Here is a 25,401-nt window from a genome sequence, read left to right as displayed (position 1 = left end):
CCTACTGGCGGTGAGCCGTAGGCACCGTGTTCCAACTGATTTTTGCCTGGTCTTCGCTCTGGTTGACGCAATATTCCGGATTGGGAACAGTCGGCACATCTTCTGAATTTTCGTAATCGTCCGGATTGGCTTCCGGATCCTGTATTCTGGATGGCTCTTTATTCGAGGTGTAGATCTGCACCTTGCTCATGGCGTAGTTCAGCTCTACCCGTTGGCAGTCGGGGCTGTTGTCGTCAAGCATGACTCCGTGTTGGCGGTAATCGATGACGGGCTGTTCGCTGTTTTTAATGAACAGCGTGTCTTTCTCTTCTGCGCCGATGAATTCCTGGCGCAACTCAATGCCACCGTAATTGCGACTGACGAAGTCAGCTGTGGCCAGTTCCGGCTGGTTGTAACCCGCCGGTCTGAATTGCGGTGCGCTGAACCGTGCCCCGGCGAGCAGGCTCATCAATTCCGGTTGCTGATCTTGTTGGGCGGCATCCACACTGCGAGCCACGTATTGGATGGTTCGGTAGACCTTTTCATCCGAGCTGCTTTCATCCGCCGTTTGGGGAACGTAGCGCCAGTCGAGTGTCTGGTAGCGCCATTCCCGGTGGTTGAGTGCTTGCTGAGCATTGGTCGCTGCCTGATCTGTGAAGCGAATGCTCGCACCGGCACTGCGCGTGTTGTAGGTGCCCGCGACGCTCTGGTCGATGCGGTCGCTGATGTACTGGCGTCCGTCATCGAAGTTGCGCACACCGCCCACACTGATGATCTGATTCATCAAATCCAAAGGGTTTCGTACGCGGGTGTAGCTTTTGCCATCCTCCGCAGGCGTGGCTCCGATGAATATATCGATATGGCGACGGATTGTTTCGGCCGTTTCCCGGTTTTCGGCAGTGTCATCTTCGCCGCTGGGCTGTATGCCCGGGTAGTAGTCGCTGAATAGAGTGTATTTGAGTGTTTCCGGTGCCTGAGGCGTGTTCGCCAGATCAAAGGTTGAGAATGTGAGATCGACATTGCTGGCGGGGTTCAGTGCCGACGAGCCTGAGCTCTCTGACCCGCAGCCTGTGAGCGTAACAACGGCCATGGAAAGCGTGGCATAGAGAAAAACAGATCTCATTTCGAGTGACCTCAGGGTGCGAAAACCATTGCGAACAGCTAAAGTGATGACTGCTGACAATAAACGATAAAGTAGACAGCTGCCCGCTCGGAGATCACATTTTGCAGCAACGGTTAAGCGATACTTGGGTCCGGGTGTTCCTGATAGGTCTGTTTTTGGCCGCTTTTGCCTTACCTTCTCTGACCCTCGCACAGCCGGGCTGTCGTGATGGCGTGTTGTCGTTGGGGGATGGCAGCGAAGGTATCCGCGATCTGAACGGTTGCTTGGCATACCTGGAGGACCCTGATCAGAGCCTGACCTTTGAGGAAGTACTCAACCTGCCCCTTGGTAAATTCAATCGTCACCATGAAGGCGTTCTCAATTTTGGGTACACGGATTCGGCCTATTGGACACGGCTGGAGGTAAGCGCGCGCGATCTGCAAGGCCCTGCGGATTGGATGCTCGAGCTGGCTTTGCCGTTGGTGGACGAAGTCCGATTGTATGTTGTCCGTGATGGTCGTCTGGTGGAGCAGCGCCGCGCCGGTTATTACGATAATTGGAACGATCGGGATTTAGCGGTGCCTAACCCGACCTTTCAGCTTACCTTCGCTCCGGATGCCTCAACGACCGTTTTTTTACGGGTCACCAATATCAACACCTTTAGACTGCCCATTACCCTCTGGCCTCGTGATCGTTACATAGCCAAGGTGTCGTTTGATGAAGCGGTCCGTGGAATCTTGCTCGGCGCCATTCTCGCCATTCTTGCATACAACCTGTTTGTTGCTGTCTCGGTTCGCGAACGAAGCAATATCTACTACTTGCTCTATTTAGTGTCGGCGGTGGTATTTACTGCAGCGGAGCAAGTCCACGGGATTCAGTTGTTCGATGAGCGGCCGGCACTGCTGAACAAGGAATATCTCCACTTCCACATTATTTTTACGCTGTTTTTCGGGCTGTTGATGGCCCGTTCGCTATTGGAAACCCGCCACCGATCGCCAGACCTCGATAAAGTTCTGGTGGTGTGCCTGCATGCTGTGGTGGCAACGTTTGTCTTGGCGTTGTTTATGCCTTATTCGGTGACCATGGAATGGATTGTAGTGGCGTCCATTCTGGTGAGCAGCATTCTGATTGTCGTGAGTTACCTGTCCTGGCGTTATTACAACCCGGCGGCGCGAGCATACTTTTTTGCATGGGCGGCCGCCTTAATCGGTTTTGGGGTGTATGGGCTGATGGTGATTGGTTACCTTCCGCTCAATACTTTTACAACGTACGCGCCTCAGTTTGGCCTTACGGCCCAGGTCATTCTGTTTTCGTTTGCGTTGGCTGACCGTATCAAGCAGGTGCAGGGTGAAGCACTGGCCTGGAACAGGCGAGCCTTGGCTAACCTTCAGCGGTATCAATCCTTGTTCGATAACGTGATTGAAGGCGTGTTTCAGATGTCTCCGGAGCGGCGCTTTGTGACCGCGAACCCCGCGATGGCCGATTTGTTAGGCTTCAGAAGCCGGCACGACTTGCTACAGGCCAACCCCGATGTACTGGAAACCTGTATCGCGGATGATCAGTTGAGGCGGTTGGTTGTCGATCAGCTGGAAAGAACTGGCACGGTGAAAGGGGTGGAAGCGAAATACCTGACCCGCGGCGGTGCGGAGCGATGGGCTACGATTTCGTTGCATACCGTCTACGATGCTGAGGGTATGCCGCTGCATTTGGAAGGTACCTGTATTGATGCCACTGAAAGCCATCAGCGCCTTCAGATTGAGCGCGAGAGAGAGCAAGAGCGGTTGGAAAAAGAGCTGGCCCGGAGTTCGGCTCAGGCGAAAAGCCAGTTTTTAGCGAACATGAGTCACGAGATCCGGACACCTTTGGCGGCCATTATTGGTTACGGCGAGACTCTGCTTGATACCGACCTGAGTGAAAGCGAAAAACGCAGCAGCGCTGAAACGGTGGTGCGCAGTGGCCGGCATTTGCTTGAGTTGGTGAACGACATATTGGACCACTCTAAAATTGACGCCAACAAGCTTGATGTCGATAGAGTGCCGGTTAACCTGCCGGAGATGTTGGACGAGATACAGGCATTTTTCGAGCCGAAAGCCAATGAGAAAGGGCTCGACTTCAGCGTCATTTGTGACTACCCGCTGCCTGAAAAAATTAAAACGGACCCTACCCGCTTTCGACAAATAATCATCAACTTGTGTGGGAATTCCCTTAAATTCACAGAAACAGGCTCAATCTCCCTGATTGTGCGCTGTGATCGCGAGCGGGAAATTCTTCATGCCCGAGTGGTTGATACCGGTATCGGCATGAAGCCCGAGCAAATCGATCGGTTGTTCGACCCGTTTGCTCAGGGCAGTAGTGCGATATCGCGGCAATATGGTGGTAGTGGGTTAGGTTTAAGTATCTCCCGCCGTTTGGCGGAGTTGTTGGGTGGCAGTATTCGGGTAGCCAGTACGTATGGCGAAGGCAGTGAATTTGAGGCAACGATCAGCACCGGGCCGCTGGATGGGGCCCATTTTTTGCGGGACGCCTCAGAGTTTATCGAGCGGCGCCGGGCCATACCTTTGGTGGCGGCGCCTAAGCTGAGCGGTCGCATCTTGTGTGCCGAAGATAATGAGTTGAACCAACGACTGGTATCGTTGTTGGTGAATCGGACAGGGGCTGAACTGGTGCACGTATCCAATGGCGCCGAGGCGCTTGAGCGAGCGACAAAAGAATCGTTTGATTTGATACTGATGGATATTCAAATGCCGGTCATGAACGGGCGCGACGCCACAGTCGCCCTGCGTGAGGCAGGTGTGAACACGCCCATCATCGCCCTTACAGCCAATGTGATGACGGAAGACATCGCTGAATATCGAAAGGCAGGGTGTAACGGTTATTTGGCCAAGCCCATTGATAAGCAGCAGTTTTACCAAACCTTGGTTGAATACTTGGGTCGGAATGCTGAGCCGGTTCCTGTGCAGTTCACGGGGCGGGTACTGGTGGTGGAAGACCATGACGATAATCGACGTTTGGTTGAACGAATGCTCAAGCGTATCGGGGCCGATCCGGTCCTGGTGGCCACGGGTGACGAGGCAGTGCGCACCGCTCTGTCAGATACGGTGCATCTTGTGCTGATGGACCGGTTTTTACCCGGGATGGATGGTGTGGAGGCCACTCGGCTGTTGCGTCAGACCGGGTTCAGGCGCCCGATCATTGCCTTCACCGGAGGCGACCAATCGGAGACAGATGCTTTGTTGGCAGCCGGTTGCGATGGCGTTCTGCGCAAACCGATTGATCACACCCACCTGCAGGCATTGCTGGATCGATACTTGCGCAGAGGTTCTAACGATGCCGGTGACGAAGATATCGGTCGTTTATCGTCGCGATTTCTGGCCGGGCTGGCCGAGCGACAAAAGCGAATGAATGAGGCTTTGGCCAATAGAGATTTGACCAGTTTGCAGCTCGAAAACCATCAAATAAAAGGCACAGCCGGTGCGATGGGCTACCCGTTGCTGACGGAGCAAGCTGCGGTTATGGAGCAGCATATCAGGAGTGACGCCCCGGATTGGCAGCGTATTCACGCCGGACTGGATAAGCTCAACGACATGATCAACCGGGCCCTGACCGAGACTGGTCAGGAGCTTGGAGACGACACAGGACCCGATGTATGACCGAAAATCGCCACCGCCAGGAACAGCATTCACTGAGCATGATGTACGGCACCTATGCTGACATCCTGTTTGTACTCTTTCCATTTTTGATCATTGCCATGCAGCGGCTTTGGGACGGCAACCTCTATTCCACGCTAATGCAGCCAGACCTCAGCATCGCCGCCGCTATTCTTGCTGGGCTGGCGATGGGGAAGTTTGTTTTGGGGCTTGTAACCAATCAGGACCTGGGGCGCTATAAAGAGCGTATAGTGTTCTTTATAGCTTTGACCCTGTTTCTGGTGCTGGGGCCGGCAATCATATTGCTGTTGAGTATGACGAGTGATGCAGAAATACCGCGTTTTGTTGCCTTCGTGCAGCCGGTTCTGCTGATTATTGCTATCTCGCTCTACACCACTGCAGTGAGCATTGCCAACATTCTAACGCGCACGAGTGGCGACAGGCAGGTAGAACGGGACTTGGTGCAGCCTTATCAGGACAGCACCACGCAGCGTGGGCGGGAGGATCGACCGCCCTTGGACTTGCCGCGCCGAAAGGACCATGACGCGTTTTGAGTGAGCAGAATAATGAACGAGGTGTTGTTTAATGAGTGATCTTAGAGTGTTGGTCGTTGAGGACGAGCCGCTGATGCGAGAGCGTCTGGTTGGGATGTTGCACAAGGCGGGTGCCACAGAGGTCGAGGAGTGTGAGGATGCGGCATCAGCGCGTGCCGCGTTCGATGCCAGCGAATTTCATATCGTGTTGCTGGATCTGGGTTTGCCGGATGGCAATGGCCATGAGTTGATGACGGCGTTTAAAGCGCAGCGCAAAGAGCAGCATATTGTCCTGGTGACGGCAGACGATTCGATTGAAAGTATTCAGCGGGCCATCAGCGCAGGTGCCAACGGTTATGTTGTAAAGCCTTATTCGCAGGAGAAAATCCACGATGTGGTCAACAACTTCGCCATGGTGCATGGAGGCGATATGGCGGTTATTGAAGGACTGAACCGGCACCATTGACCGGTCCAGTCGCTCGCACAGCTATGGATTACGCGACTTGGCGGGCAATCCATGAGTTGTACCGGGTTGCCAATGCTCTGACGTAACGAGCCTCGGCGCCGTCGAGGTTGCTCAACACGCCGTTAAAAATCCAGCCTCGCTCGTATAGACCCAACACCCGCTGCTCATCGTCGAGATTGACGCGCTGATTCAGCTTCTTGCAAATGGCATCGAGTAGCGGCAGCTTCTCTGGTCGTCTGACCGGGGCATTGCGGTTGCTGATTGGCTGGTTAGCGGCCCGCTTCACTGGTTGTCTTTTCATTGTCTTCTCCTTGCCTTTTGCTGCTGCAACAACAGAAAACCCCGGAGCCTGAAGCAACCGGGGTTTGGCAGAGAAGCTGCCCCGGTCGCTGCAATGGCTCCCGGGACTTGACCGAAAGCCGTTAGATGTCTTTCACCATGGCACGCTGGGCCTGCCCTACCGGGCAACCTGCGATTGTGGAAACAATGTGTTGGAAATGCATGATGGTCATATCAGCTCTTTGAATTCGGTTCGGCTATCAGTGTATAGCCAATTACAGGGTTTGCAATAGCCTCGTCGATTCGGCAAACGCGTACAGACAGTTTTCGGTCGCAGCCCCATAATACGCAGCGTCACGTGTTTTTACGTTGTGTAATCCGCGACACCTGCCCAGGTGTCGATTGGATCTCTCCTTTCAGGCGCAGTCTTTATGACTGCGCTTTTTTTTGCGTTGAAAATGCCATCTCGGTTAGTTCGTAGCCACTAGTTCGTACAGCTTTAAGTTTTGGAATTGGCGATAATTTGCACACTGAAACATCGTCTATCTGTTACGAACGAAGAGGTTGAAACCTAAGAAAATGCCCGAAGACCCCGCACCTGCCGTTAAGAAATTTGTGTCTGACTTTATCGTGGAAATTGCACTGGTTGTTGCCGTTGCTGTTTATTTAGTTATGGCACAGGGACAATCCGTTGGTGAGAACCTGTCTTTTACCGTGGTTGGCGCAGGGCTGATGGCTCTAGCGACTTACTGGACTTTGCACACAGCGCGCAAAGGCTTGGAAGTTATCGCGCTTCGGCTTCACTTCGGCAAATAATTCGTTGCCAGGTGTGGTGCAGGATGAGGGCATCGTTGGCGGCCCGGTGTATCGGTACGCCTAGCTCTTCGATCACTTTCTTGCGAGTGCCTGCCCACTGGCGCACCTGTTCCGGATTGAGCAGCATGGAAACGGATTCCAGCTGAAAGGCGGGCGTAACGCCCGCTGCACGAAATAGGCGGTGGAGCCAAAAACTGTCGAAGGTCCACGCGTCGCAGAACACTTGTTCTGGCAGTATCTCATTAAGCTTCGCAGCGACTTGAGAGACATGAAGACCGTTGCCCTCAAGCTCCTGTCGGGTAATTCCGTGAATAGCCTCAGCGCCGGATGACCAGTCATGCCAAGTCTTGTGAGGGTCAATCAACCAGCTGTGTTGAACGCCATCCGCTAAGCACACGCCCACCTCGATCGGATAGCTTGCGATCAAGTCCAGACTGGATGCTTCGAAATCGATGAATGCCGGTCTCGCGTTAACGGTCATGAATAGGCGCTGATTGTTGTCGGTTTTCATCCGAGTTTACTCCTGATCTTTCTCCCGTGCGAACCCATGAGGTCCCGGCGCTGTTACAATGTACCTGCGCTATGTATAACCTCGATGACAATTCCTCATTTATCCCGGTGACCGCTCCATGACTGACACAGTTGTTGTTATTTATTCCGGAGGCATGGACTCCTTTACTCTGCTTCATCTTGCCCGCGCTCAAGGGCACCATGTGCATGCCCTATCCTTCAATTATGGCCAGCGCCATGTGCGTGAGCTGGACGCTGCACGGGCTGTGTGTGAAGCCGAGGGCATTCCCCATAAGGTGATCGACATTCGGGCTATGAGCGAGGTGATGTCTGGGTCTGCATTGACTTCAGATGTTGAAATACCGGAAGGCCATTACGAAGAAGCCAGCATGAAAGCGACGGTTGTCCCCAATCGCAATATGATTCTGTTGTCGCTGGCTACCGGTTATGCGGTTACGGTGAATGCGCAAGCCGTTTGGTACGGCGCCCATGGTGGCGATCACGCAATCTACCCCGATTGCCGCCCGGAGTTTGTCGAGAAAATGGATGCGGTGTGCCGGGTTGCCAACTACGAGCCGGTTGCTGTGAAAGCACCGTTCATGACCCTGGATAAGGGTGAAATTCTGGCGGAAGGCTTAAAGCTGGGGATCGACTACGGTCAAACCTGGACCTGTTACAACGGACGCGAGAAGGCTTGTGGCCAGTGTGGCTCCTGCGTTGAGCGATTGGAGGCTTTTGCAGTCCACGGCATTGAAGATCCTCTGGCTTATGAGAGTGGCGTCTGATGTACCGGGTTAAAGAAGCGTTCTACACGTTACAAGGTGAAGGTGCTCAGGCGGGCCGAGCAGCGGTGTTTTGCAGGTTCAGCAAATGCAATTTATGGAATGGCCGAGAGCGCGACCGAGCCAATGCGGTGTGCAATTTTTGCGATACCGATTTTGTCGGTACCGACGGCCAGAATGGTGGCGCCTTCGAAAGCGCAGAAGCGCTGGCGGCCCATATTCGTGCACTCTGGCCAGAGGAGTTGGGTAAGCCTTATGTGGTTTGCACCGGCGGCGAGCCGTTATTGCAATTGGACGCCCCGTTGATCGCCGCCTTCCATGACGCAGGTTTTGAGGTGGGTGTCGAAACCAATGGCACCTTGCCTGCGCCTGAGGGGATTGACTGGTTGTGTGTCAGCCCCAAGGCCGATGCGGAGGTGGTCATTACCGAGTGCGATGAGCTGAAGCTGGTGTATCCGCAGCCCTTGGCCATGCCGGAGCGGTTTATCGGGAAGATTCGAGCGGATCATTACTTCTTGTCGCCGATGGCTTCGCCCTCAACACCCGAACAGGCTGTCGATCCGGTCAAACAGAGCAATACCCGTAAAGCGACGAATTATTGCCTGGCCCATCCCCAATGGCGTTTGACCTTGCAGATGCACAAGATCATTGGCATAGACTGATGGGTGCCGGGTCAGGCCTGCTTCGCCAGATTCGAGTTCTCGATTCTGTGCTGACTGGGGCTGATGCCGGTCCAGCGTTTGAAGGCGCGAGTAAAATTCGCCGCATCGGCATAGCCCAGAGCATCTGCAATCTGTGTCAGGTTCATGGCGGTATTCTCTAGCAAGTCCTGAGCGCGTTCCAGGCGCACCTCATCGACAAGACTCTGAAAGCTCGCCCCTTCCTCTTGCAGGCGACGTTTCAGTGTTCGCTCTGACACGAACAGCGTGCTGGCCGCACGCGCAAGTTTGGGCGGAAACGGGTGGCTGGACTCAATAACCCTGCGCACTTTGCAGGCAACCCCCGCGACCTCTTCTAATTCCTGTAGTGCTTGCTCGCACTGCTCTCGTGAACGTTCAGCCAGTTGTTGATTGCTGAAACGGGTCGGTTGGTTGAGATGGCTGGTCGGAACGACCAGAGCGTCCTCGGTAGCGCCGAATTCAACGGGTACGCCAATCATGCGTCGGAAACGATGGAAGTGACTTGGTTCCGGCCCGCGCCTCATGATTCGCAGGCCTGGCACAGCGGTGCCAAGGAGCTGCGCGCCCATTGAGACGAAGCCGAACAGAACGGCATCCAGAATAAAGCTGAGAATGGAGCCGAGCTGTGTTTCGCAGTTCACCGCATACCAGACGCTTGAGCCGGACAAGTGCTTTTGAACTTTGAGGTGGGGTACCCGAAGCGTCAGATATCGTGTCATCAGCTCAAGGGCTTCTTCAAGCGTGCGACTGCTCATGACCGCCGTACCCAGTGCCCCATGCAACGGCAGCTTGAGCTTTCGTGCCAACAATATACCCAATCCCGGCTCGCCGCTTTCGACGATGGCTCTGGTCACAAATTCCGCAGCCTGGGACTCGCTGACTCTGAGGTCGGTGGATTTCAGTCGCGTTGGGTCCAGCCCTACGCGCAGAATCAAGTCCTTTTCATCCACTCCAATAGTGTGGAGCAGCTCGGCCAGTGTGTGTAGGTAGATGGCCGGCATGCCCAGATCCTGTGTCCTAGAAACTGAGGCGCCCATGAATTTCCTCGATATTAACAGTTATTGTTATGTGAGAGGTTTAGATTATGGCCCCTTCGTTGGTCCAGTCACATGACTTGGATGACGGGTCAATTAGCTGAAGAGGCCAATTCAGGGCAATGCCGGATGTAATCGTCCTAGTTTGTGTGACGTTCTACGAAGCCGGCCAGCACGGCGGCAGAGCGACCCGGGCTCTCGAGCATGGGTAGATGCCCGACTCCTCGAAACACATGCACTTCGGCCGTCGGAGTCGCTGTCTTGAACCAGTCAACACAGCGAGTTGGGGTAATCGTATCTTTATCGCCCCACTGAATTTGTAGCGGAGGAGTCTGGTTTCCAAGATAACGGGTGGGCGCTATCGGATCGGTAACCATGTCGTGAAAAATATGTTGCAGTGATTGCCGTCGCTTCATCAGATCGGGGCCTAACAGGCCGGTCATGGCAACACCGGGAAGGCTGGGTTTGCCGGTACCGACGCTGTTGAACATACGATAAACGCCTGCCCAGTCTTTCGGAATGAGCACGGAGTCAATAGTCGGGCGAACCGGCGGGTTGTTCGCAATATCGGGGGATTCCGGGATACCGGCGCTGTTAAGCAGCGTAACCGTGCGGGGAGGTATTTTCAGCTCATGGGCCAGCACGGCGGCAATCGCACCGCCCATGGAACTTCCCGCGATGTGCAGGTTATTGCTGGCGTGCTCAGCCAACCAATGATTAAGCCGCTCTGCTTGCTTCACGTAACCGTAGTCAGCATCGGGGCGGTATTGGCTTTCGCCGAGCCCCGGTAAATCGGGCACCAGCAAATGCCAGTCCGAAGGTAACTTCTGCATCCAGAAGGCCCAGTTTTCCTTCATTGAGGCAAAACCATGTAGCAGCACCAGCGTAGGGTTGTCAGGCCCGGGCTTGCCACGTTCCAGATAAACCAGGCGGTGTCCATCTACCGAGGTTTCTCGCCGCTTAGTGCGTAACAACCAGCGTTGTCCGGCACGTGCTAATGGCCAAACGTTAGGGGTTGGAATTTTCATCGAAGACTAGCCTCATCATGGTGTATTGAGCTTCAGTGTAGCGGGAGGATCCGGTGGGACTATTGCAGTGATGCCTGATTGTGCGGGCAGCAAGGCCACCTTGGGCGCAGAGTATTAGAGCTGAAGATCGGTGATCACCGGGTTGTGGTCAGAAGCACGCCAGGGCCCGCTGCGGTCCGGGGCGCTTTGGTAGTTCAGGGCCCGGGGCTCATCGGCGTTGATGTTCCAAATGCTGGTAGATGCTGCGTGGGGAATGAGGGTTCGAGTGGCGAGCGCGTAGTCCAACGAACCTTTCTCGCCCCGATAACGGTAGCTGTGATATCGGCAGTCGCCGGGCGTGCAGGGATGAGTACGGTGCACCAGGCTGGTGAAGCCCGCTTTGCGAAAGGTGTCTACCGGCGTTTCCCGTGCATAGCTGTTGAGGTCCCCGGTGATGAGGGTGCCGGCCAGATTTTTCGGTGTGGATAAATTTGAAAGCCAGCGAGTGATCGCCTGAGCTTCTCGAGTGCGGTAGGCGCTGAAACAGCCTTGACCATCTTGTTGATCGGAGTTGGCCTCGTGTGCGTTGCGGCAGGATTTGGACTTCAAATGGGGCACCACCACCCGCAAGGACTTACCGCCGGTCACGGGGCCAAATGTCTGTGCCAGCGGGGGACGGCCACGATCTGTGTAGATACCTTCATTGAGGCGCAGGGCTTTGCCTTCGGGTTTCACACGATCGTTGCGAAACAGCAAGGCAGTGCGAATGGCATCGGAGCCGTCTTGGTTCGGGGTCTTTATAAAACGCCACGAGCTTCCAAGCGCTCTTGTAAGTTGGGCCAATGAACTGCGCGGATCATAGCCATCGTTCTCAAGTTCGGTTACCGCCACTATGTCAGGGTCGGCCAACTTGATCGCGGTCACGAGGCGACGGGTTTGATGCTGGTGAGCTTTCGCATTCTTGGCACCTCGGGGTGTCGGATAACCGCCACGGCCGCCATCACCGTTGAAGTAGTTCTGAAGGTTCAGCGCCATAACCCGGATGACATCGTCGGAAGACTTGGGCAGAGGCTCTGGCCTGGGTTGGGGCCGAGAAAACTTGGGCGGTTGTTCGGGTTGAACCCGCCACTGGCCGAACCGGTAGTCCAACACCCCGCTTACGCCGGTCACTGTATCGCCAGCACGCACCGTGTGATCGTCGCCCAGTTGCAGCCAGGGTATCGGGCGAGGGTTGCGGGCACTTTTACCGTCATCCAGCAGCACCCGGTTTTCGAGATTGCTCCGCGCCTGCCGAGCGGCGTGAGCGCCGGGTTTTAGGTGCTCCGTTGGAATGATCTGATCTTCTCTTGCCAGTGTGAGCTCGCCGAACACGGCCAGATTGTGATGTTCAATCACCGTAAGCGGAGCGTCGAACGATACCCGCATGTTCTCGAGGCTTTCGGGAGATTGCGGCCAAGGCAATGAAAGTTTTATCGGCTCGGGCAGCGGTTCCCGGCCGCATACGGTCAGTTGGCTGACCTTGACCAGTTCTGTGAGGTCGTGGAACTCTTTGACCCGTCCGGTCAGTCGCAACCGCTGACCGGGGTTGGCCTTGTGGCGGGTATAAACGAACAGGGCTTCCGAGGTAGCAGCGTCGTTATCCGCTTCTGCATCCGCTTGTTGAATGTAGAAACCGTTAAAACCGTCTTTGTGGCCCGAAGCGTAGGTGACAATGCCTTCGATCGAGACGGTTTGGCCGGCCAATGGTGAATGTGAGCCTGAGCCCTGAATCTGGTGAATGGCCGTGGCAGGCGTACCGCAATTTTGTGGCGCGGGCGCTGCCGGGCGTGCTGTCGAAAAAAGCAGCCCGGCGACGGCGATGAGGAAAGTGAGGAAAGGTTTGATCACGAAGCCCGTCTGTTAGAGACCGGCCACCGCTTTAAGTGCCTGTTCACGTTTGCTTCCAAAGCCTAGCTGGTCAGGGTTGATCAGTTCGAGCTGCTGCACCAGAGGGTCGGGGTGGTTACGGTCGAAGGTAATGCCAAGCTGAGACAGTACGTAGGGGGCAAGCGCGGCTCGGGTTTCTACCTGAAGGCTGCCGTTTTTCATGCCGTAGTCTCGCGCTACGATTTGTTGCTGAGCGGCGGTCAAGCGTTGGTCTGGCGCGATATCGAGTGTCACTCGGCGCTGCCAGTCTTGATCTTGCTGGGCGGTATAGCGAGATTTCTGGCGCAGTGCTTCAGGAGTGTCCTGGAAGCGACTGAGCGCGAAGTCCCGGAACTCGCGATTGGAACCGCACCAGGCACGAACATGCCAGTTGTTTCCCGCGCACACCAATGAGTGGGGCTCGAGTACGCTTTCGGCGGCCTCGGGGCGGCTCAGAGAGACGTAGCTCGCTTTTAGCAGGCGTTTGTAACGGGTGGCGGAGACCACAGCGCGCATGGTTTCCGGCGCAACATACCGGCCTGGTCCGGTAATCACCGTGTTACCTGGCATTCCCAGTTCAAGCTCGGCTAGAGAGTCATTGAGGTTTTGCTGCTGGGCGAGCAGGTCTTGGTATTCAGAGGCTTCACCGTGGGTGACCACGGGTTTGAAGCTGCTGGATGGCACATAACCTTTGAGATGTCGGTCGTACACCAGATTGCCCGGTGCCACCTCTCTCAGGTAAGTGTTGATATCCTTGGAGGCCTGCTGACGACCAATGCCGAAACTGTGGCAGATATGGTTGGTCGTCAGGCGTCCTTCCCATAATGCAATGGTTTCGATGAGTCGATAGCGAAGCAAGAGATCCCAACGAATGGGCCAATCCGTTTTCTTCATAACCAAGCGCTCACAATCCAGTAAATAGCTTCTTACTTATCTTACCCGTTAGGGGTTTAGGGGTCTGTTACGGCCCATTAATGTAAAACAATGTCAAATCGGGCCCAGTGTAATACAAGTCTCGGCATCTCCCTAGTTTCGGCCGTCCCATAGCCTGATTAAATGCCGGTCAGTCGCCCAAGGATAATACTGCTATCCTTCTCTTGAGCATGCCCACCTTATCGATAATGCGGAGTCAGTCATGACCCGAATGGTAGCTTCCCTGTCTGCATTGCTTCTGAGCATTGTGTTTCTGGTCAGTGGTAATGCGTTTTTAATGACGCTTCTGGGTATTCGCCTGAGTATCGAAGAGGTTTCGCCAGATGTCATCGGCTGGGTACTGGTGTGTTATTCCATCGGTTTTGTGGTCGGCACCCTCTACGTTCACCACATTATCGGACGTGTTGGTCATATTCGCGCCTTCGCAGTCTTTGCTGCGATGGCCGCCGTCGCCGCCCTGTTGTACCCGATGGCCGTGTCTACCCTATTCTGGGCAGTGCTGCGAGTGTTGTCGGGCTTCAGTGTCGCCGGCGTGTTGGTGGTCATCGAAAGCTGGTTTTCCAGTCGAGCAACCAATGCCAACCGCGGCTCAATGTTCGCGGTTTATCAGATCGTGTTTTACCTATCGGCAGCGGGTGGCCAGCTTGTGGTCAATGTGGGTAACCCTTCGGATTTCCTGCCGTTTTCGTTGGCCGCCATTCTGCTGACTTTGGCGGTAATTCCGTTGTCGCTTACCCGAATGGAAGCTCCGGTCATTGAGCACACCAGTCGAATGTCTGTGTTCAAGTTGGCGCGTGAGTCGTTTTCGGGTGTTGCCGGTGCCTTGGTGAGTGGCGTGCTGATCGGTGGGTTTTACGCTTTGGGGCCGGTGTACGCCACGTTGGTGGGGTTGGATGTCGGGAAGACCTCGACATTTATGGCCACTGCGATTGTTGCTGCCATGCTGCTGGCTTGGCCATTGGGGCGTGTATGCGACCGCTTTGATCGTCGGCGCGTCATGTTCTGGGTCTCGCTGATAGCTTCATCCGCTGCCATCGGCGTAGCTGTTTTTGGGGCAGAGAGACTGTTGTTGCTGACCGTGCTGGTCGGATTGTTTACCGGTTTGTCCGCCACCTTGTACCCCATCGCCGTTGCTATTACTAACGACCGTATGGACAGCAATCGCATTGTCGCTGCCAGCGCGACACTGCTACTCAGCTACGGTATCGGAAGCGTGATAGGCCCGATCACCATGGCTAAGCTGATCAGTTTGTTCGGGCCTTCGGGACTGTTTTTTGGCAACGCTGGTTTCCTGATTTTGCTGGCCATCATCACGAGCTATCGGATTAGCCAGACCGACGATGTTCCGGTGGATGAGCAGGAGCACTTTGTGCCTGCCATGCCGGAAGCGTCCTCTGTGCTTTCCGAGCTTGATCCGCGAAACGAAGAATTTCACGAGTCACCGGAAGTCGAAGAAATGCAGGCAGAGATGCGCCAAGCCCATTGAGGGTTTTGGCGTTTTTTTGAGCTTTATTCCGCATTTCAATCTTTCCTCATTTCAACTAGTAGCTTACTATTGGTAAAATTTTAATACTGTTAGTGTCTTGCCCTTTGTTGGGGTCTAAGCGCCAAGCCTTAATAGGAGTGAATATCGTGAGAGATCAGTTTCCGTTTGCGGTTGCCCGAGTGACTCGCCGCTGGCGCAAAATGTTGGATGAACGCTTGAAAGATCTTGGGGTTACCCAGGCTCGCTGGAGCACTATGGTGTATCTGCAACAAGGCGGTGAAGGCCTGACTCAGCGGGAATTGGCCAGTTTGATGGCCATCGAGAACCCGACTCTGGTCCGGCTGCTGGACAGCCTGGAGCAGCAGGGGTTAATCGAACGTCGGGCCTGCCCGAAGGACCGTCGTGCCCGTAGGCTGCATCTGACGGAAGAGGGTGTGAACTTCATGGATGAGCTGACCGGGCGCGCAACAGAGCTCCGTGAAGAAATGCTCGATGGGATTTCCGATAAGGAAATCGAGAGCGCACTCGCGGTTTTCCATAAAATTATGGAAAACGCTGAAAAGCAGAAATAAGCCTTGGCTGATAATACTGTCGCGGGACTTGAATCCCGTTACGGTGAGCGCTGGCGGTGGTTGGCTGTTGCTACCGTTGTGCTTGGCACGATGGCGACCGTGCTCAGTGCAACCGTTGTCAACGTTGCACTCCACGACATCATGCTGGAGTTTGGCCTGCGCCAGGGAACGGTTCACTGGCTAGCGACCGGATTCATTGCCGCAATGACCACCACCATGCTGGCTTCAGCTTGGTTACTTGACCGCTTCGGTGTACGTAAAACCCTTGCGACCGCCATGGCGCTGTTTGCCGTGATCTCCGTTGCTGGTGGTTTTGCCGAAACGCCGGCCCAGTTGATCTCCGCGCGGGTGGGTCAGGGAGCCATGGCTGGCTTAATGCAGCCGATGGGTATGTACCTCGTGTTCAGGATCTTCCCTGCCGATCGGCGCGGCCAGGCAATGGGTGTGTATGGCATGGGCGTGATTCTGGCACCCGCTTTGGGGCCGGTGCTCGGCGGTTTTCTTGTTGATCAGTTCAATTGGCGTTACGTCATGTACGCCCCTGCTCCGGTTACCGTAGTTGGCGTTTTGATGGCATGGCGATTTCTGCCTGTTCCGGTATCCCGACCTGCACGCTACGCCTTTGATTGGCCGGGACTGGTGATGCTGGGCGCGATGGTTGGCTTGACACTGGATACCCTGACTCGGTTGCAGGCGATCGACGGGCATGAAATGCGGCTGGTTCTCCAGGCCGTTGTTGTATTGCTGTTGCTCACAACGTTCCTTAGACGAGAGCGGACGATCAAGCACCCGTTGGTGAATCTTGCTCTGTTACGACAACCGGTTTTCCTTAATGCCACCATCGGCGCTATGGCATTGGGGCTGGCTCTCTTTGGGTCAACCTATCTGATTCCTCTTTTTGTGCAGACCACGCTGGGGTTTTCGGCTACCGAAGCGGGCTTGCTGATGCTACCGGCCGGTGTTGTACTCGGGCTTATTTTTCCGCTCTCTGGCCGGTTGGCCGATAAGCAGAGTGCGCGCAGTCTGGTGCTGTTTGGCATTGGGATGTTTGCGCTTTCGGCGATTCTGTTTGCCTTAACGGGGCAGTATGCAGGTTTTGGTTGGCTGGCGATTTGGGCGGTTCTTGGCCGTGTCGGTATCGGCTTCATGCTGCCGGCCCTCTCCATGGGTGCCTTAAATCCGCTACCTCCGGAACTAATGGGTGCGGGTTCCAGCAGTATCAACTTTGCTCGGCAGCTTGGTGGAGCTTTGGGTGTGAATGTAGTGGCTCTGACCATTGAATTTGGTGAGCATCAGAACGGTATACCCACACTGCAGGCGTTCGAGTCCGCTTGGTGGTTGGTTGCCATTTTTGTTTCTTTGGCTGCCATTCCGATTTGGAAAATGCGCGTTTAATACGCGTTGAAGCGTTACGAAAGTGCAAGATACCCTCGGTTGTCCTCGGCCTCGTAGTGTTGGCTGCTGGCTATGCAGATATAATGGGTTGCTCTTGGTACATGAGCAAGCGGCCTGGCGATTCAAAATGAACTCTGAAGCCGAGTGCCGGTCAGTCTTACGAACCGGCCTTTAATAGACGTGGAGTGTTATGCAGTTTAAATACTTTCTAGCTTTGGTGCTGAGCTTGGCGCTGTTGGCGCCAACGCTGTATGCGGCTGACACTGGCCCTGCATCACCCGCCGGCTCCGACAAAGGCGCGAGCGATGCAAAGCCTGATCGCTCACCCCGAGTGCCCACCTTTTCCTTGAATGGTGACCTGGCAGGTGATCTTCAGGTGTTCACCACGGCCTACGAAGATACATTTGCGGGTATCGGCAACGAGCAGGCGTTGGGGTATCTGGAGCTGGTGAAGGCGAACCCTGGCATCGATCCATGGTTGCCGGGCGAAGGCACTCAGATTACTTTGCCGAGAATGTACGTTCTGCCGGATTCGGCTCGTGAAGGCATAGTGATCAATTTGGCGGAATACCGTCTCTATTACTTCACGAAGGACGGAGTGCAGGTGTACCCGGTCGGTGTCGGCACCGAGGACAACCCTTCTCCACTGACTAATGCAAAGGTCACCATGCCTCTGGAATCTCCAGCTTGGTACCCGCCGGCAAGTATTAGGGCTGAGTATGAAGCGTCAGGCGATTATCTGCCGCGCATGATTCCCCCTGGGCCGGACAACCCTCTGGGTACCCACGCCTTGATGCTGAGTGAGAAAGGCTACTTGATTCACGGCACCAACAAGAAGTTTGGTGTTGGTATGGCGGTTAGCCACGGCTGTTTCCGCATGTACAACGAAGATATTTCCCGTTTCGCCTATCAGGTTTCAAAGGGGACACCCGTTCAGGTTATTCGCGAGCCGGTGAAGGTCGGGCTATCTGGTGGTGAAATCTGGCTGGAAGTACATCGCCCTCGTGAAGATTACACGCCAGAAGATCGGGAAAAGCTATGGCGTCAGACCATGGCCAAAGTAGAGGCATTCCAGAAACAGCATCCGGAAGTTCAGGTCAAACGAATGGCTATTGAGGTTGCCGTTGATCAGGCTGATGGCATACCCAGAATGATCGGTGAAAAGCTGACGCAAGTCGCGGCGGATGAAAGCTCGGATAAATCCAAGCCCAAAGCGAAATCGGAATCCGGGCAAACCCTGTATTTCTGACATAAAAAAAGGCCGGTTATACCGGCCTTTTTCATGCTAAGCGTCAGCCTTACTTCTGGCTGGCACGCTCCAGCATGCGCTTGGCGCGCTCGTTCGCTTCGTTAGCGGACTTCTGAGCAGCGCGGGCAGCAGCCAGAGCTTCTTCAGCAGTCTGCTGAGCAGTGCGAGCAGACTTAGAAGCGCTGTTCGCAGTGTTCAGAGCGTTGTTAGCAGTTTGCTCGGCGGAGCTTGCAGTTGCATTGGCTTCGTCGATAGCAGCTTGATCAGTTGTGGCACAACCTGCAGTCAGAGCAGTGGCCAGTGCAAACCCAGCGATCGTCAGTTTACGCATTATAAATCCCCTTATTGGTCGTTTTATTTCCTATGACCCGGAAGCCAGTCGGACGACTTCCTGTCAGTCATGCCATTAGGCAATGACTACCGGAGTCATTAACCAGTGTAAAACACTCTGCTGGAAAATGTTAACTGACTATAGGGGAATTTCCATAGCTCATGACAACAACGTAATGCGTTGTTCAGCAAGCAATAGTGGCTAGAAGGAGTGTCTAAGGCAGAATCCGGATCGGTGTGCCGTCATCAACCAGTTCCCATATTTCATCAATCTCTTCGTTGGTGACTGCAATGCAGCCGTTGGTCCAGTCCAGACCGGTAAAGGCAAAAGCAAGATCGCCTGCGTCATTGGGCAGCCCGTGAATCATGATGCTGCCGCCGGGCTTTAAGCCCCAAGCTTCAGCCGCTTCTCTATCTTCCGGACTGGGATAAGAGATGTGAATAGATTTGTAGAAATCGCTGTTAGAGTTGCGCCAGTCAAGGAGGTAGCTGCCTTCGGGGGTTCGTTCATCGCCCTCATAGAGCTTGTGACCAACCGGGTTGTCGCCCAGAGAGATTCGGTAACTTTTGACTTTTTCTTTGCCGTTGAGCAGGTAAAGGCGCCGCTCACTCTTCTTGACCAGCACCTCGGTAATATCGAACGAATGGCTGGCTAGTGGCTCGGGCATGATCATCCGCTCATCTGCCCGGGCCAGCAGTTCGGTTGCTGTTACCAAGCTTGGTAGAAAGAGGAGCAGAGCTGTCAGAATTCGTCGAAAAATCATAAAGCCGCACTGTCGCTGGGAACGTTAAATTTTGTACATGGTGTTTATAACATAGCGTAGAGCGGTGGTGATAAGGGGTTTTGTTACATTTGTTGGCTTTAAGTACCCCTGCACCGTTTTCCGTCAGGATTCCATCTTCAGGCCGACTTTGGTGACACGATCGGCTTCGATCGCTCGGGCGACCAAGGATACGGGACCGATGGTCACGATATCGCCGACCACAGGGTGCCCTTTAGTGCGAAGATCAAAGCACTTGGCCAGCGTAAGCTCTGATGGCATTTCCTTGAGTTCAATGCCATACACTTGTTCGACGTCGCCGAGCAAGGCGTCTCCGTTAAGCACGAAGTCCCCGAAGAAGGTTCGTTCTGCCAAGTGTTTCGGTGCTTCCCGGGTGCTCAAGACCTTGCTGAGCTCTGTCACGCCGACCGGTGTGGCAAACAAGGCGAGTACGTCACCGGTGCTGACCTCCAGATCCGGGTGAGGCTGCAGGCACTCCCGATCTCTGAAAATGCCCGCAACGGCGGTGTGCTCCGGAAGGCGCAGGAGGCTGATCTTCTTAGGCTTGTTCCAACTTTTCCCTCGCAGCGGAAACAGCATCAATTCATGATCGCCGGTGGCGGGCACATCCAGAGGAAATCGCCGGAAAGGCGCTTCACTTGCCGGTACTTCGAGTTTCAGTTTTCTGGCCAGAGGTGCCATGGTGGTGCCCTGAACAAGCAGTGAGACCAGCACAATAAAGAAGGCCGCGTGGAACACCAGTTTGGCATCTGGTAAATCCGCCAATACCGGAAACAGTGCCAGTACGATAGGTACCGCTCCGCGCAAACCGACCCAACTGATAAATCCAATTTCTCTTCGGTTGAAACCAAATGGCCAAAGGGTGGCCATTACGGTAACCGGCCGAATGACAAAAATCAGAGCGAAAGCCAGAATCAAGCCACTTCCCAGCAGCGGCACCAATTCCGAGGGCGTGACCAGCAGGCCGAGAATCAGGAACAGACAAAGCTGCGCCAGCCAAGCCAATCCGTCATGGACCTGGAGGATCAGCGGCATCATCTTCACCTGCCGGTTACCGATGACCACACCGCTGAGGTAGATCGCCAAGAACCCACTGCCGCCGACGGCATTGGTGGCCGCGAACACAGCGAGACCAGCGGCGGCTACCAGTAGTGGATAGAGCGCGGGGGTCAGATGAATCCGATTAACCAAAGCAACAATCAGATAGCCTCCCAGCAAGCCGGCGGGAGCACCAATGCCAAATTGCTGAAGCAGCATCAGAAGCCCGGAAGCAATGGCACCGTCTTGATGTTCGCTGATGAGGGTGACCAGCATCAGTGTCAGGAAAATGGCCATCGGGTCGTTGCTGCCGGACTCGATTTCCAGGGTTGCGCTCACCCGTTCGTTCAGATGCAGGCCTCGGCCCTGGAGCAACGAAAATACGGCGGCTGCGTCGGTGGATGAGATGATGGCACCGATCAGTAATGCCATTAGCCAGTGAAGGTCGAAGACCCACCAGGCAACGATGGCCGCGCCCACGGCCGTCATGGCCACACCCACCGTGGCGAGTAGCAATGCCGGTTTCAGGCCGACCCGAAAGGTCTCGGCCCGGGTACGCATCCCGCCATCCAGCAGGATGACGGCCAAGGCCAAACTGGCGATGATGACCGCAAGCTCGACATCATCGAATTCAATGCCGCCGGGACCGTCCTCTCCCATCAGCATGCCCACGCCCAGAAACACCAGCAGCACTGGCATACCCACCCGGCTGGAGAGAGGGCTGAGAACGATGCTGAAAACCAGCATCAGGGCGCCGATGAGCGTGAACGTGGGATCCATGAGACTCCAGATCAGAAGGTATGCTCGAGCTTTGGCCCAAACAAAGTGTTGCTTGAACTGACATTATGCAGGGGGACCTACCGCATTGGTAGCGTCCCCATGTTGCTTAGTGGAGCTTAAGTCGTGGGTGCATCGCGCGGCTGATTTTGTCCATCAGCCAGATCACCCCGGTGCGCACAAAACCGTGCAAAGCGACTTGATGCATCCGGTACAGCGAGACGTAGAACAGCCGTGCCACCTTGCCCTCGATATACATGCTGCGACCGGACAGGTTGCCCATCAGGTTGCCTACGGTGGTGTAGTGGCTGAAGTTGATCAGCGAGCCGTGATCTTTGTAGACAAAAGGCATTGGGTCTTTGCCTTCGAGGCGGTTGCACAAGGTTTTGAACAGGGCATCGGCTTGCTGGTGCGCAGCCTGAGCCCGTGGGGGTACCGGTCGTTCCGAGTTGGGCTGTGGGCAGGCAGCACAGTCGCCAAAGGCGTAGATGTTGTCATCGTTGGTGGTTTTTAGCGTTTGCTCGACCACCAGCTGGTTGCCCCGGTTGGTTTCCAGCCCCTCCAACTCACTAAGAAAGGCTGGAGCTTTGATGCCGGCGGCCCAAATCGTCATGTCCGAACGGATTTCGGAGCCATCTTTCATCACCAGGCTGTCGTTTCGTACTTCGCTAACCGGTTGGCCGGTCAGAACCTTTACTTCCTGACGCTCGAGTTCCTGAGTCGCGGCTGCTGACAGGCGGCTGGGCAAGGCAGGCAAAATCCGGTCAGCGGCTTCTATCACGCTAACAGACACATCCGAGGATTTAAGATGGTTCATGCCGTAAACCGGAAGTTCACGAGAGGCCAAGCGAAGTTCTGCTGCCAGCTCTACGCCGGTGGCACCTGCACCGATAATACTGATGTTCAGGGCGTGTGGATTCCCCAGCAGCGCTTCGTGGTTTTTACGGAGGAACGCGTTCAGCAACAAATTGTGGAAACGTTGAGCCTGATGGAGGCTGTCCAGAAACAAACAATGCTCTTGAGCGCCGGGCGTACCGAAATCATTGGCGGTGCTGCCGACAGCGATAACCAGCGTGTCGTACTTGAGGCGCCGTTCGGGAACGACTTCGTTGCCTTCGCCGTCGTGAAAAGCAGCAATAACGATTTCCTTATTGCTGCGGTCGAGACCGTTCATGCGGCCGAGCTGGAACTCGTAATGGTGTTTGCGAGCGTGAGCTCGGTAATTGACTTCGTTGGTGCTGGCATCCAGCGAGCCAGAGGCTACTTCGTGCAGCAGAGGTTTCCAAACGTGTGTCAGGCCGTCGTCGACCAGGGAAATGCGGGCTCTTTTCTTTTTGCCGAGTTTGTTGCCCAGGCTGGTGACTAGCTCCAAGCCTCCGGCACCGCCGCCAACAACGACAATGTGGTGCAGACTTTCCATAACAGTGAACCTTAAAGAAGTGAAAGCCAAACACTCTTGAGCGGGTAAAAAACGCTTGGCTATCGCCTCTGGTCCCAGCTGGGCGGGGTGTGTGAGGGCATCAATACTAGCGGCAAAGTTTGCGCAAGGCAATTGGCTGCCTGTTCGTATTAAGTCTAAAGTATATATTTATCAGTGGGTTGTGGTTGTCTTGCTGGGCTTGAAACTTTTGTTAACCTGAGTGGGTATACTTGGTGGACAGCGCACGACTGTGCACCGGCACAGCTTGGGTATAAGCTAGTCTGAGACGATGAAAGGAACGATCAACAGGAGACAAGACCGTGAAATTAGAGGTTGGTGGTGTTACCGAAGGGCATCCCGTACCGGAGAAGTTCGCGTTTGGCGTGTTCAATCCCGATCATCACATGAGTTTTGGGCCTAACCGCAACCCTGAAATGAGTTGGGAAGGTGCACCGGAAGGCACCAAGAGTTTCGTGGTGATGATGTTCGACCCGGACGTACCGAGCGTTGCTGATGACGTGAACCAGGAAGGAAAAACCATATCCGCGGACTTGCCCCGGGTGGACTTTTTCCATTGGCTGCTGGTGGATGTGCCGGCGACGACCCGCCTGATTCCAGAAGGCGAAGACAGCGATGGCGTCAGCCCGAAAGGTAAGCCGTTCGGGCCGGGGCCGGTGGGTGTGCGCGGGATCAACAACTACACCCAGTTTCTGGCAGGCAACCCGGACATGGCCGGCACCTATGCCGGATACGATGGCCCATGCCCGCCCTGGAACGATGAAATTATCCACCACTACCACTTTGAAGTGCATGCGCTGGATGTCGAAAGCCTGAAATTGGACGGCGAATTTGACGGTAATGCGGTACGTGAAGCGATGGCCGGCCACGTGTTGGCCAGTGCCCGGGTAACCGGCACCTACACGCTGAACCCTGCGTTGCGTTAAGCCTTTTACCCTCTGCCTGACGGATTGTTGGGCAGAGGGGCGTAACAATTCGCCCCCGGGCGTGTCTGGTATTGGTAAACACTGCCCGGAGATGTCTTATGCCGCTAAAAGCCCTTTTTTCCTCTTGGTTAGCCCTCCTCTTGCTGATGGTGGTGATGCCGGTTCGGGCCGATGTGACTGAAGTCCTGTATGCCCCCTTTCAGAAGCTGTTGAGCCAATACGTTATCGAACAAGCGTTGCCGGGCAACGGGATGGTGTCGGCTTTCGATTATGCCGGTGCGCTTGCGGATGACAGAACAGATCGCTTGCTGCGGAGCCAGCGCCAGGCTTTGGCCAGCTTTAGCCCGGACGGCCTGAAAGGCCGGGAGGCGTCCGTCGCCTTCTGGATTAATGCCTATAACTTTTTCATGATCGATCAGATCCTGTCCGACAGACCCGATGGTCGTTTGGTGTCATCTGTGTGGGACTACGGAGGGCGAATCAATCCGTTTGTGGACTCGGTGTTTGAGCGTGAGACCTTTAACGTCGGTGGTCGAGCTCTGAGTCTGGATGGCATTCAGAAAAACATATTGCTGGGCAAAGATTATCAAGCCAAAGGCTGGAAGGACGCCCGGGTGCACTTTGCCGTGAATTGCGCGTCAACCGGCTGCCCACCGCTTCGAAGCCAGCTATACACCGAGAGTAATCTGGAAACACTGCTGACGGACAATACCCGGCGTGCATTGAATACCCAGCGGCATCTGAGAATGACGTCCGGGCAGCTGACGGTCACCGAACTGTTCAAATGGTATGAGGAGGACTTTGTTGAAGCGTCCGGCTCGGTGAAGGCCTTTATTCTCAAATGGGCAACGCCGGAACTGGCGAATCAGATTAAAAACGCCCCGAGTTACAGGTTCATCGACTATGAATGGACGCTGAACCGGCCTGAAAATTTCCCGGAATTAAGGTAGTTCCAATCCTGAATCGTCATCACCCCAGTTGAGCGCGCGGTAATCGAAATTCGTTTCAATCGTGGGTTTAACGATTCGGAAATAGGGTGATGCGTCAAAATCTCTCGGGGTGAACAGGGAGTGATGTTTGACCCGGTACAGCTCGCGGATGCAGTCATGACAGTCCGGGTCATCCGCAGGCAGAAGTTCTACTACCGGCAAAATGGGGTACCGCAACCGTTGAAAAGCCTCGGCGATAAACGTTGAGCAGATGGCTCGGGTGGGATCGCCACTTCCAAAGGCCAGCAGCTTGTGCCGGTGTCGTGCTGGCACCGGTGGCGTGGGGAGCAGGTAACGGGCCAAATCAAATACGTTCCTCATATCGTACTGGTGGCCGATGCGGCTGCGAGCGTAATTGGTCAGTGTGCCAACATCATGGTCGGATAACCCCACCGGGCGACAGATTCGGGTGTGCGCATGCCGGTAATGCGACAGCGGCAGTGGCCGAATGCCCTGTTCAAGGTCCGCTTCGATCAGTGCGTGAGTTTCGCCTTCAGCCGAGGTGCCGAGCCCGGCATCCGTCCCCAGGTACAACGCAGCGTGAGACCAGGTCGATTGGGTCAGGTACTTGATGGCCACACTGATCCTTGTCGTTCCTTCCACCAGCAGCACGTCCCCGGGTTGAATGGTGGTTACCAGAGCATCCCAGGTTGAGGTGCGAATGGAGTTGTGGGAAACCTCTTTCGACAAGTACGCAGCCAGTTGCCGCGTCAGCCAGCTCAGCAGCATGGAACCTCCTGATCACA

General features: G+C 55.0%; 24 protein-coding genes. 12 read left to right on the top strand and 12 right to left on the bottom strand.

Annotated elements, in window-relative coordinates; genetic code table 11:
- Window position 1 precedes the first annotated feature (1 nt).
- Window positions 2-1,102 carry a hypothetical protein gene (locus ACNQ6O_RS13360; protein WP_418053722.1) on the bottom strand — a complete coding sequence of 367 codons (1,101 nt, stop codon included), beginning with the start codon at window positions 1,100-1,102 and terminating at the stop codon, window positions 2-4.
- Window positions 1,103-1,203: 101 nt separating this feature from the next.
- On the opposite strand from ACNQ6O_RS13360, the gene ACNQ6O_RS13355 reads away from it, so the two are divergent.
- From ACNQ6O_RS13355 to ACNQ6O_RS13345, 3 genes are read left to right on the top strand one after another with little or no spacing between them, the layout of a single operon-like run.
- Window positions 1,204-4,731: a response regulator gene (locus ACNQ6O_RS13355; protein WP_418053721.1), complete on the top strand. Its 3,528-nt coding sequence runs from the start codon at window positions 1,204-1,206 to the stop codon at window positions 4,729-4,731.
- Entirely contained in the window at window positions 4,728-5,282 is a 555-nt protein-coding gene (locus ACNQ6O_RS13350) for a hypothetical protein (RefSeq protein WP_418053720.1), read from the top strand. Before ACNQ6O_RS13355 ends, ACNQ6O_RS13350 begins: the two co-directional genes overlap by 4 nt.
- Window positions 5,283-5,313: 31 nt before the next feature.
- Entirely contained in the window at window positions 5,314-5,727 is a 414-nt protein-coding gene (locus tag ACNQ6O_RS13345; protein WP_418053719.1) for a response regulator, read from the top strand.
- A gap of 28 nt (window positions 5,728-5,755) precedes the next feature.
- Here ACNQ6O_RS13345 and ACNQ6O_RS13340 read toward each other — a convergent pair whose 3' ends face one another.
- On the bottom strand, window positions 5,756-6,028 hold the full coding sequence (locus ACNQ6O_RS13340) for a hypothetical protein (protein WP_418053718.1): 273 nt from the start codon (window positions 6,026-6,028) through the stop codon (window positions 5,756-5,758).
- Between the two features lie 542 nt (window positions 6,029-6,570).
- On the opposite strand from ACNQ6O_RS13340, the gene ACNQ6O_RS13335 reads away from it, so the two are divergent.
- Window positions 6,571-6,822, top strand: coding sequence for a hypothetical protein (locus tag ACNQ6O_RS13335; RefSeq protein WP_418053717.1), 252 nt, complete (start codon window positions 6,571-6,573; stop codon window positions 6,820-6,822).
- On the opposite strand, the gene ACNQ6O_RS13330 is transcribed toward ACNQ6O_RS13335, so the two are convergent.
- The gene (locus ACNQ6O_RS13330) at window positions 6,791-7,333 is read right to left on the bottom strand and encodes a hypothetical protein (protein ID WP_418053716.1); all 543 of its coding nucleotides are present in this window, start codon (window positions 7,331-7,333) and stop codon (window positions 6,791-6,793) included. The two genes, ACNQ6O_RS13335 and ACNQ6O_RS13330, sit on opposite strands and share 32 nt — an antisense overlap.
- 118 nt (window positions 7,334-7,451) lie before the next feature.
- On the opposite strand from ACNQ6O_RS13330, the gene queC reads away from it, so the two are divergent.
- Together queC and queE are read left to right on the top strand one after the other, a co-directional pair.
- Complete coding sequence (gene queC / locus ACNQ6O_RS13325) at window positions 7,452-8,117, top strand: 7-cyano-7-deazaguanine synthase QueC (RefSeq protein ID WP_418053715.1); 666 nt, start codon at window positions 7,452-7,454, stop codon at window positions 8,115-8,117.
- Window positions 8,117-8,776 (top strand): 7-carboxy-7-deazaguanine synthase, encoded by a 660-nt coding sequence (queE, locus tag ACNQ6O_RS13320; protein WP_418053714.1) that lies wholly within the window; start codon window positions 8,117-8,119, stop codon window positions 8,774-8,776. Before queC ends, queE begins: the two co-directional genes overlap by 1 nt.
- 11 nt (window positions 8,777-8,787) lie before the next feature.
- Here the strand turns inward: queE and ACNQ6O_RS13315 are convergent, their stop codons facing one another.
- The 4 genes from ACNQ6O_RS13315 to ACNQ6O_RS13300 all read right to left on the bottom strand — a co-directional run bounded on the left by ACNQ6O_RS13315 (window position 8,788) and on the right by ACNQ6O_RS13300 (window position 13,634).
- The gene (locus ACNQ6O_RS13315) at window positions 8,788-9,795 is read right to left on the bottom strand and encodes an AraC family transcriptional regulator (RefSeq protein ID WP_418053713.1); all 1,008 of its coding nucleotides are present in this window, start codon (window positions 9,793-9,795) and stop codon (window positions 8,788-8,790) included.
- A 173-nt stretch (window positions 9,796-9,968) separates the two neighbouring features.
- The gene (locus ACNQ6O_RS13310; RefSeq protein ID WP_418053712.1) at window positions 9,969-10,856 is read right to left on the bottom strand and encodes an alpha/beta fold hydrolase; all 888 of its coding nucleotides are present in this window, start codon (window positions 10,854-10,856) and stop codon (window positions 9,969-9,971) included.
- A 114-nt stretch (window positions 10,857-10,970) separates the two neighbouring features.
- Entirely contained in the window at window positions 10,971-12,722 is a 1,752-nt protein-coding gene (locus ACNQ6O_RS13305) for an ExeM/NucH family extracellular endonuclease (RefSeq protein ID WP_418053711.1), read from the bottom strand.
- A 12-nt stretch (window positions 12,723-12,734) separates the two neighbouring features.
- A complete protein-coding gene (locus ACNQ6O_RS13300) occupies window positions 12,735-13,634 on the bottom strand; it encodes a helix-turn-helix transcriptional regulator (RefSeq protein ID WP_418053710.1) in 900 nt (299 codons plus the stop codon).
- Between the two features lie 241 nt (window positions 13,635-13,875).
- Here ACNQ6O_RS13300 and ACNQ6O_RS13295 point away from each other — a divergent pair, with 241 nt between their 5' ends.
- The 4 genes from ACNQ6O_RS13295 to ACNQ6O_RS13280 all read left to right on the top strand — a co-directional run bounded on the left by ACNQ6O_RS13295 (window position 13,876) and on the right by ACNQ6O_RS13280 (window position 18,375).
- The gene (locus tag ACNQ6O_RS13295; RefSeq protein ID WP_418053709.1) at window positions 13,876-15,159 is read left to right on the top strand and encodes an MFS transporter; all 1,284 of its coding nucleotides are present in this window, start codon (window positions 13,876-13,878) and stop codon (window positions 15,157-15,159) included.
- Between the two features lie 146 nt (window positions 15,160-15,305).
- Window positions 15,306-15,731, top strand: coding sequence for a MarR family transcriptional regulator (locus ACNQ6O_RS13290; protein ID WP_418053708.1), 426 nt, complete (start codon window positions 15,306-15,308; stop codon window positions 15,729-15,731).
- A 3-nt stretch (window positions 15,732-15,734) separates the two neighbouring features.
- Complete coding sequence (locus tag ACNQ6O_RS13285; RefSeq protein ID WP_418053707.1) at window positions 15,735-17,126, top strand: MDR family MFS transporter; 1,392 nt, start codon at window positions 15,735-15,737, stop codon at window positions 17,124-17,126.
- Between the two features lie 190 nt (window positions 17,127-17,316).
- The gene (locus tag ACNQ6O_RS13280; RefSeq protein WP_418053706.1) at window positions 17,317-18,375 is read left to right on the top strand and encodes a L,D-transpeptidase family protein; all 1,059 of its coding nucleotides are present in this window, start codon (window positions 17,317-17,319) and stop codon (window positions 18,373-18,375) included.
- 49 nt (window positions 18,376-18,424) lie between these two features.
- Here the strand turns inward: ACNQ6O_RS13280 and ACNQ6O_RS13275 are convergent, their stop codons facing one another.
- The 4 genes from ACNQ6O_RS13275 to ACNQ6O_RS13260 form a co-directional block, all read right to left on the bottom strand.
- Window positions 18,425-18,706 (bottom strand): Lpp/OprI family alanine-zipper lipoprotein, encoded by a 282-nt coding sequence (locus ACNQ6O_RS13275; RefSeq protein WP_418053705.1) that lies wholly within the window; start codon window positions 18,704-18,706, stop codon window positions 18,425-18,427.
- 214 nt (window positions 18,707-18,920) lie between these two features.
- On the bottom strand, window positions 18,921-19,469 hold the full coding sequence (locus tag ACNQ6O_RS13270; RefSeq protein ID WP_418053704.1) for a L,D-transpeptidase family protein: 549 nt from the start codon (window positions 19,467-19,469) through the stop codon (window positions 18,921-18,923).
- Window positions 19,470-19,592: 123 nt separating this feature from the next.
- Entirely contained in the window at window positions 19,593-21,305 is a 1,713-nt protein-coding gene (locus ACNQ6O_RS13265) for a potassium/proton antiporter (RefSeq protein WP_418053703.1), read from the bottom strand.
- A 106-nt stretch (window positions 21,306-21,411) separates the two neighbouring features.
- The gene (locus tag ACNQ6O_RS13260) at window positions 21,412-22,722 is read right to left on the bottom strand and encodes an NAD(P)/FAD-dependent oxidoreductase (protein ID WP_418053702.1); all 1,311 of its coding nucleotides are present in this window, start codon (window positions 22,720-22,722) and stop codon (window positions 21,412-21,414) included.
- 320 nt (window positions 22,723-23,042) lie between these two features.
- Between ACNQ6O_RS13260 and ACNQ6O_RS13255 the strand changes: the two genes are divergently transcribed.
- A complete protein-coding gene (locus ACNQ6O_RS13255) occupies window positions 23,043-23,666 on the top strand; it encodes a YbhB/YbcL family Raf kinase inhibitor-like protein (protein ID WP_418053701.1) in 624 nt (207 codons plus the stop codon).
- 98 nt (window positions 23,667-23,764) lie between these two features.
- A complete protein-coding gene (locus tag ACNQ6O_RS13250; RefSeq protein WP_418053700.1) occupies window positions 23,765-24,616 on the top strand; it encodes a DUF547 domain-containing protein in 852 nt (283 codons plus the stop codon).
- On the opposite strand, the gene ACNQ6O_RS13245 is transcribed toward ACNQ6O_RS13250, so the two are convergent.
- Window positions 24,608-25,384: a YiiX/YebB-like N1pC/P60 family cysteine hydrolase gene (locus ACNQ6O_RS13245; RefSeq protein WP_418053699.1), complete on the bottom strand. Its 777-nt coding sequence runs from the start codon at window positions 25,382-25,384 to the stop codon at window positions 24,608-24,610. The genes ACNQ6O_RS13250 and ACNQ6O_RS13245 overlap by 9 nt on opposite strands.
- Window positions 25,385-25,401 lie beyond the last annotated feature (17 nt).

This window comes from Marinobacter sp. SBS5 (assembly GCF_048285575.1).
Taxonomy (GTDB): Bacteria; Pseudomonadota; Gammaproteobacteria; order Pseudomonadales; family Oleiphilaceae; genus Marinobacter.
The sequence above is the reverse complement of the archived record's forward strand: the minus strand, read 5'-3'. Positions and strand labels throughout refer to the sequence as shown.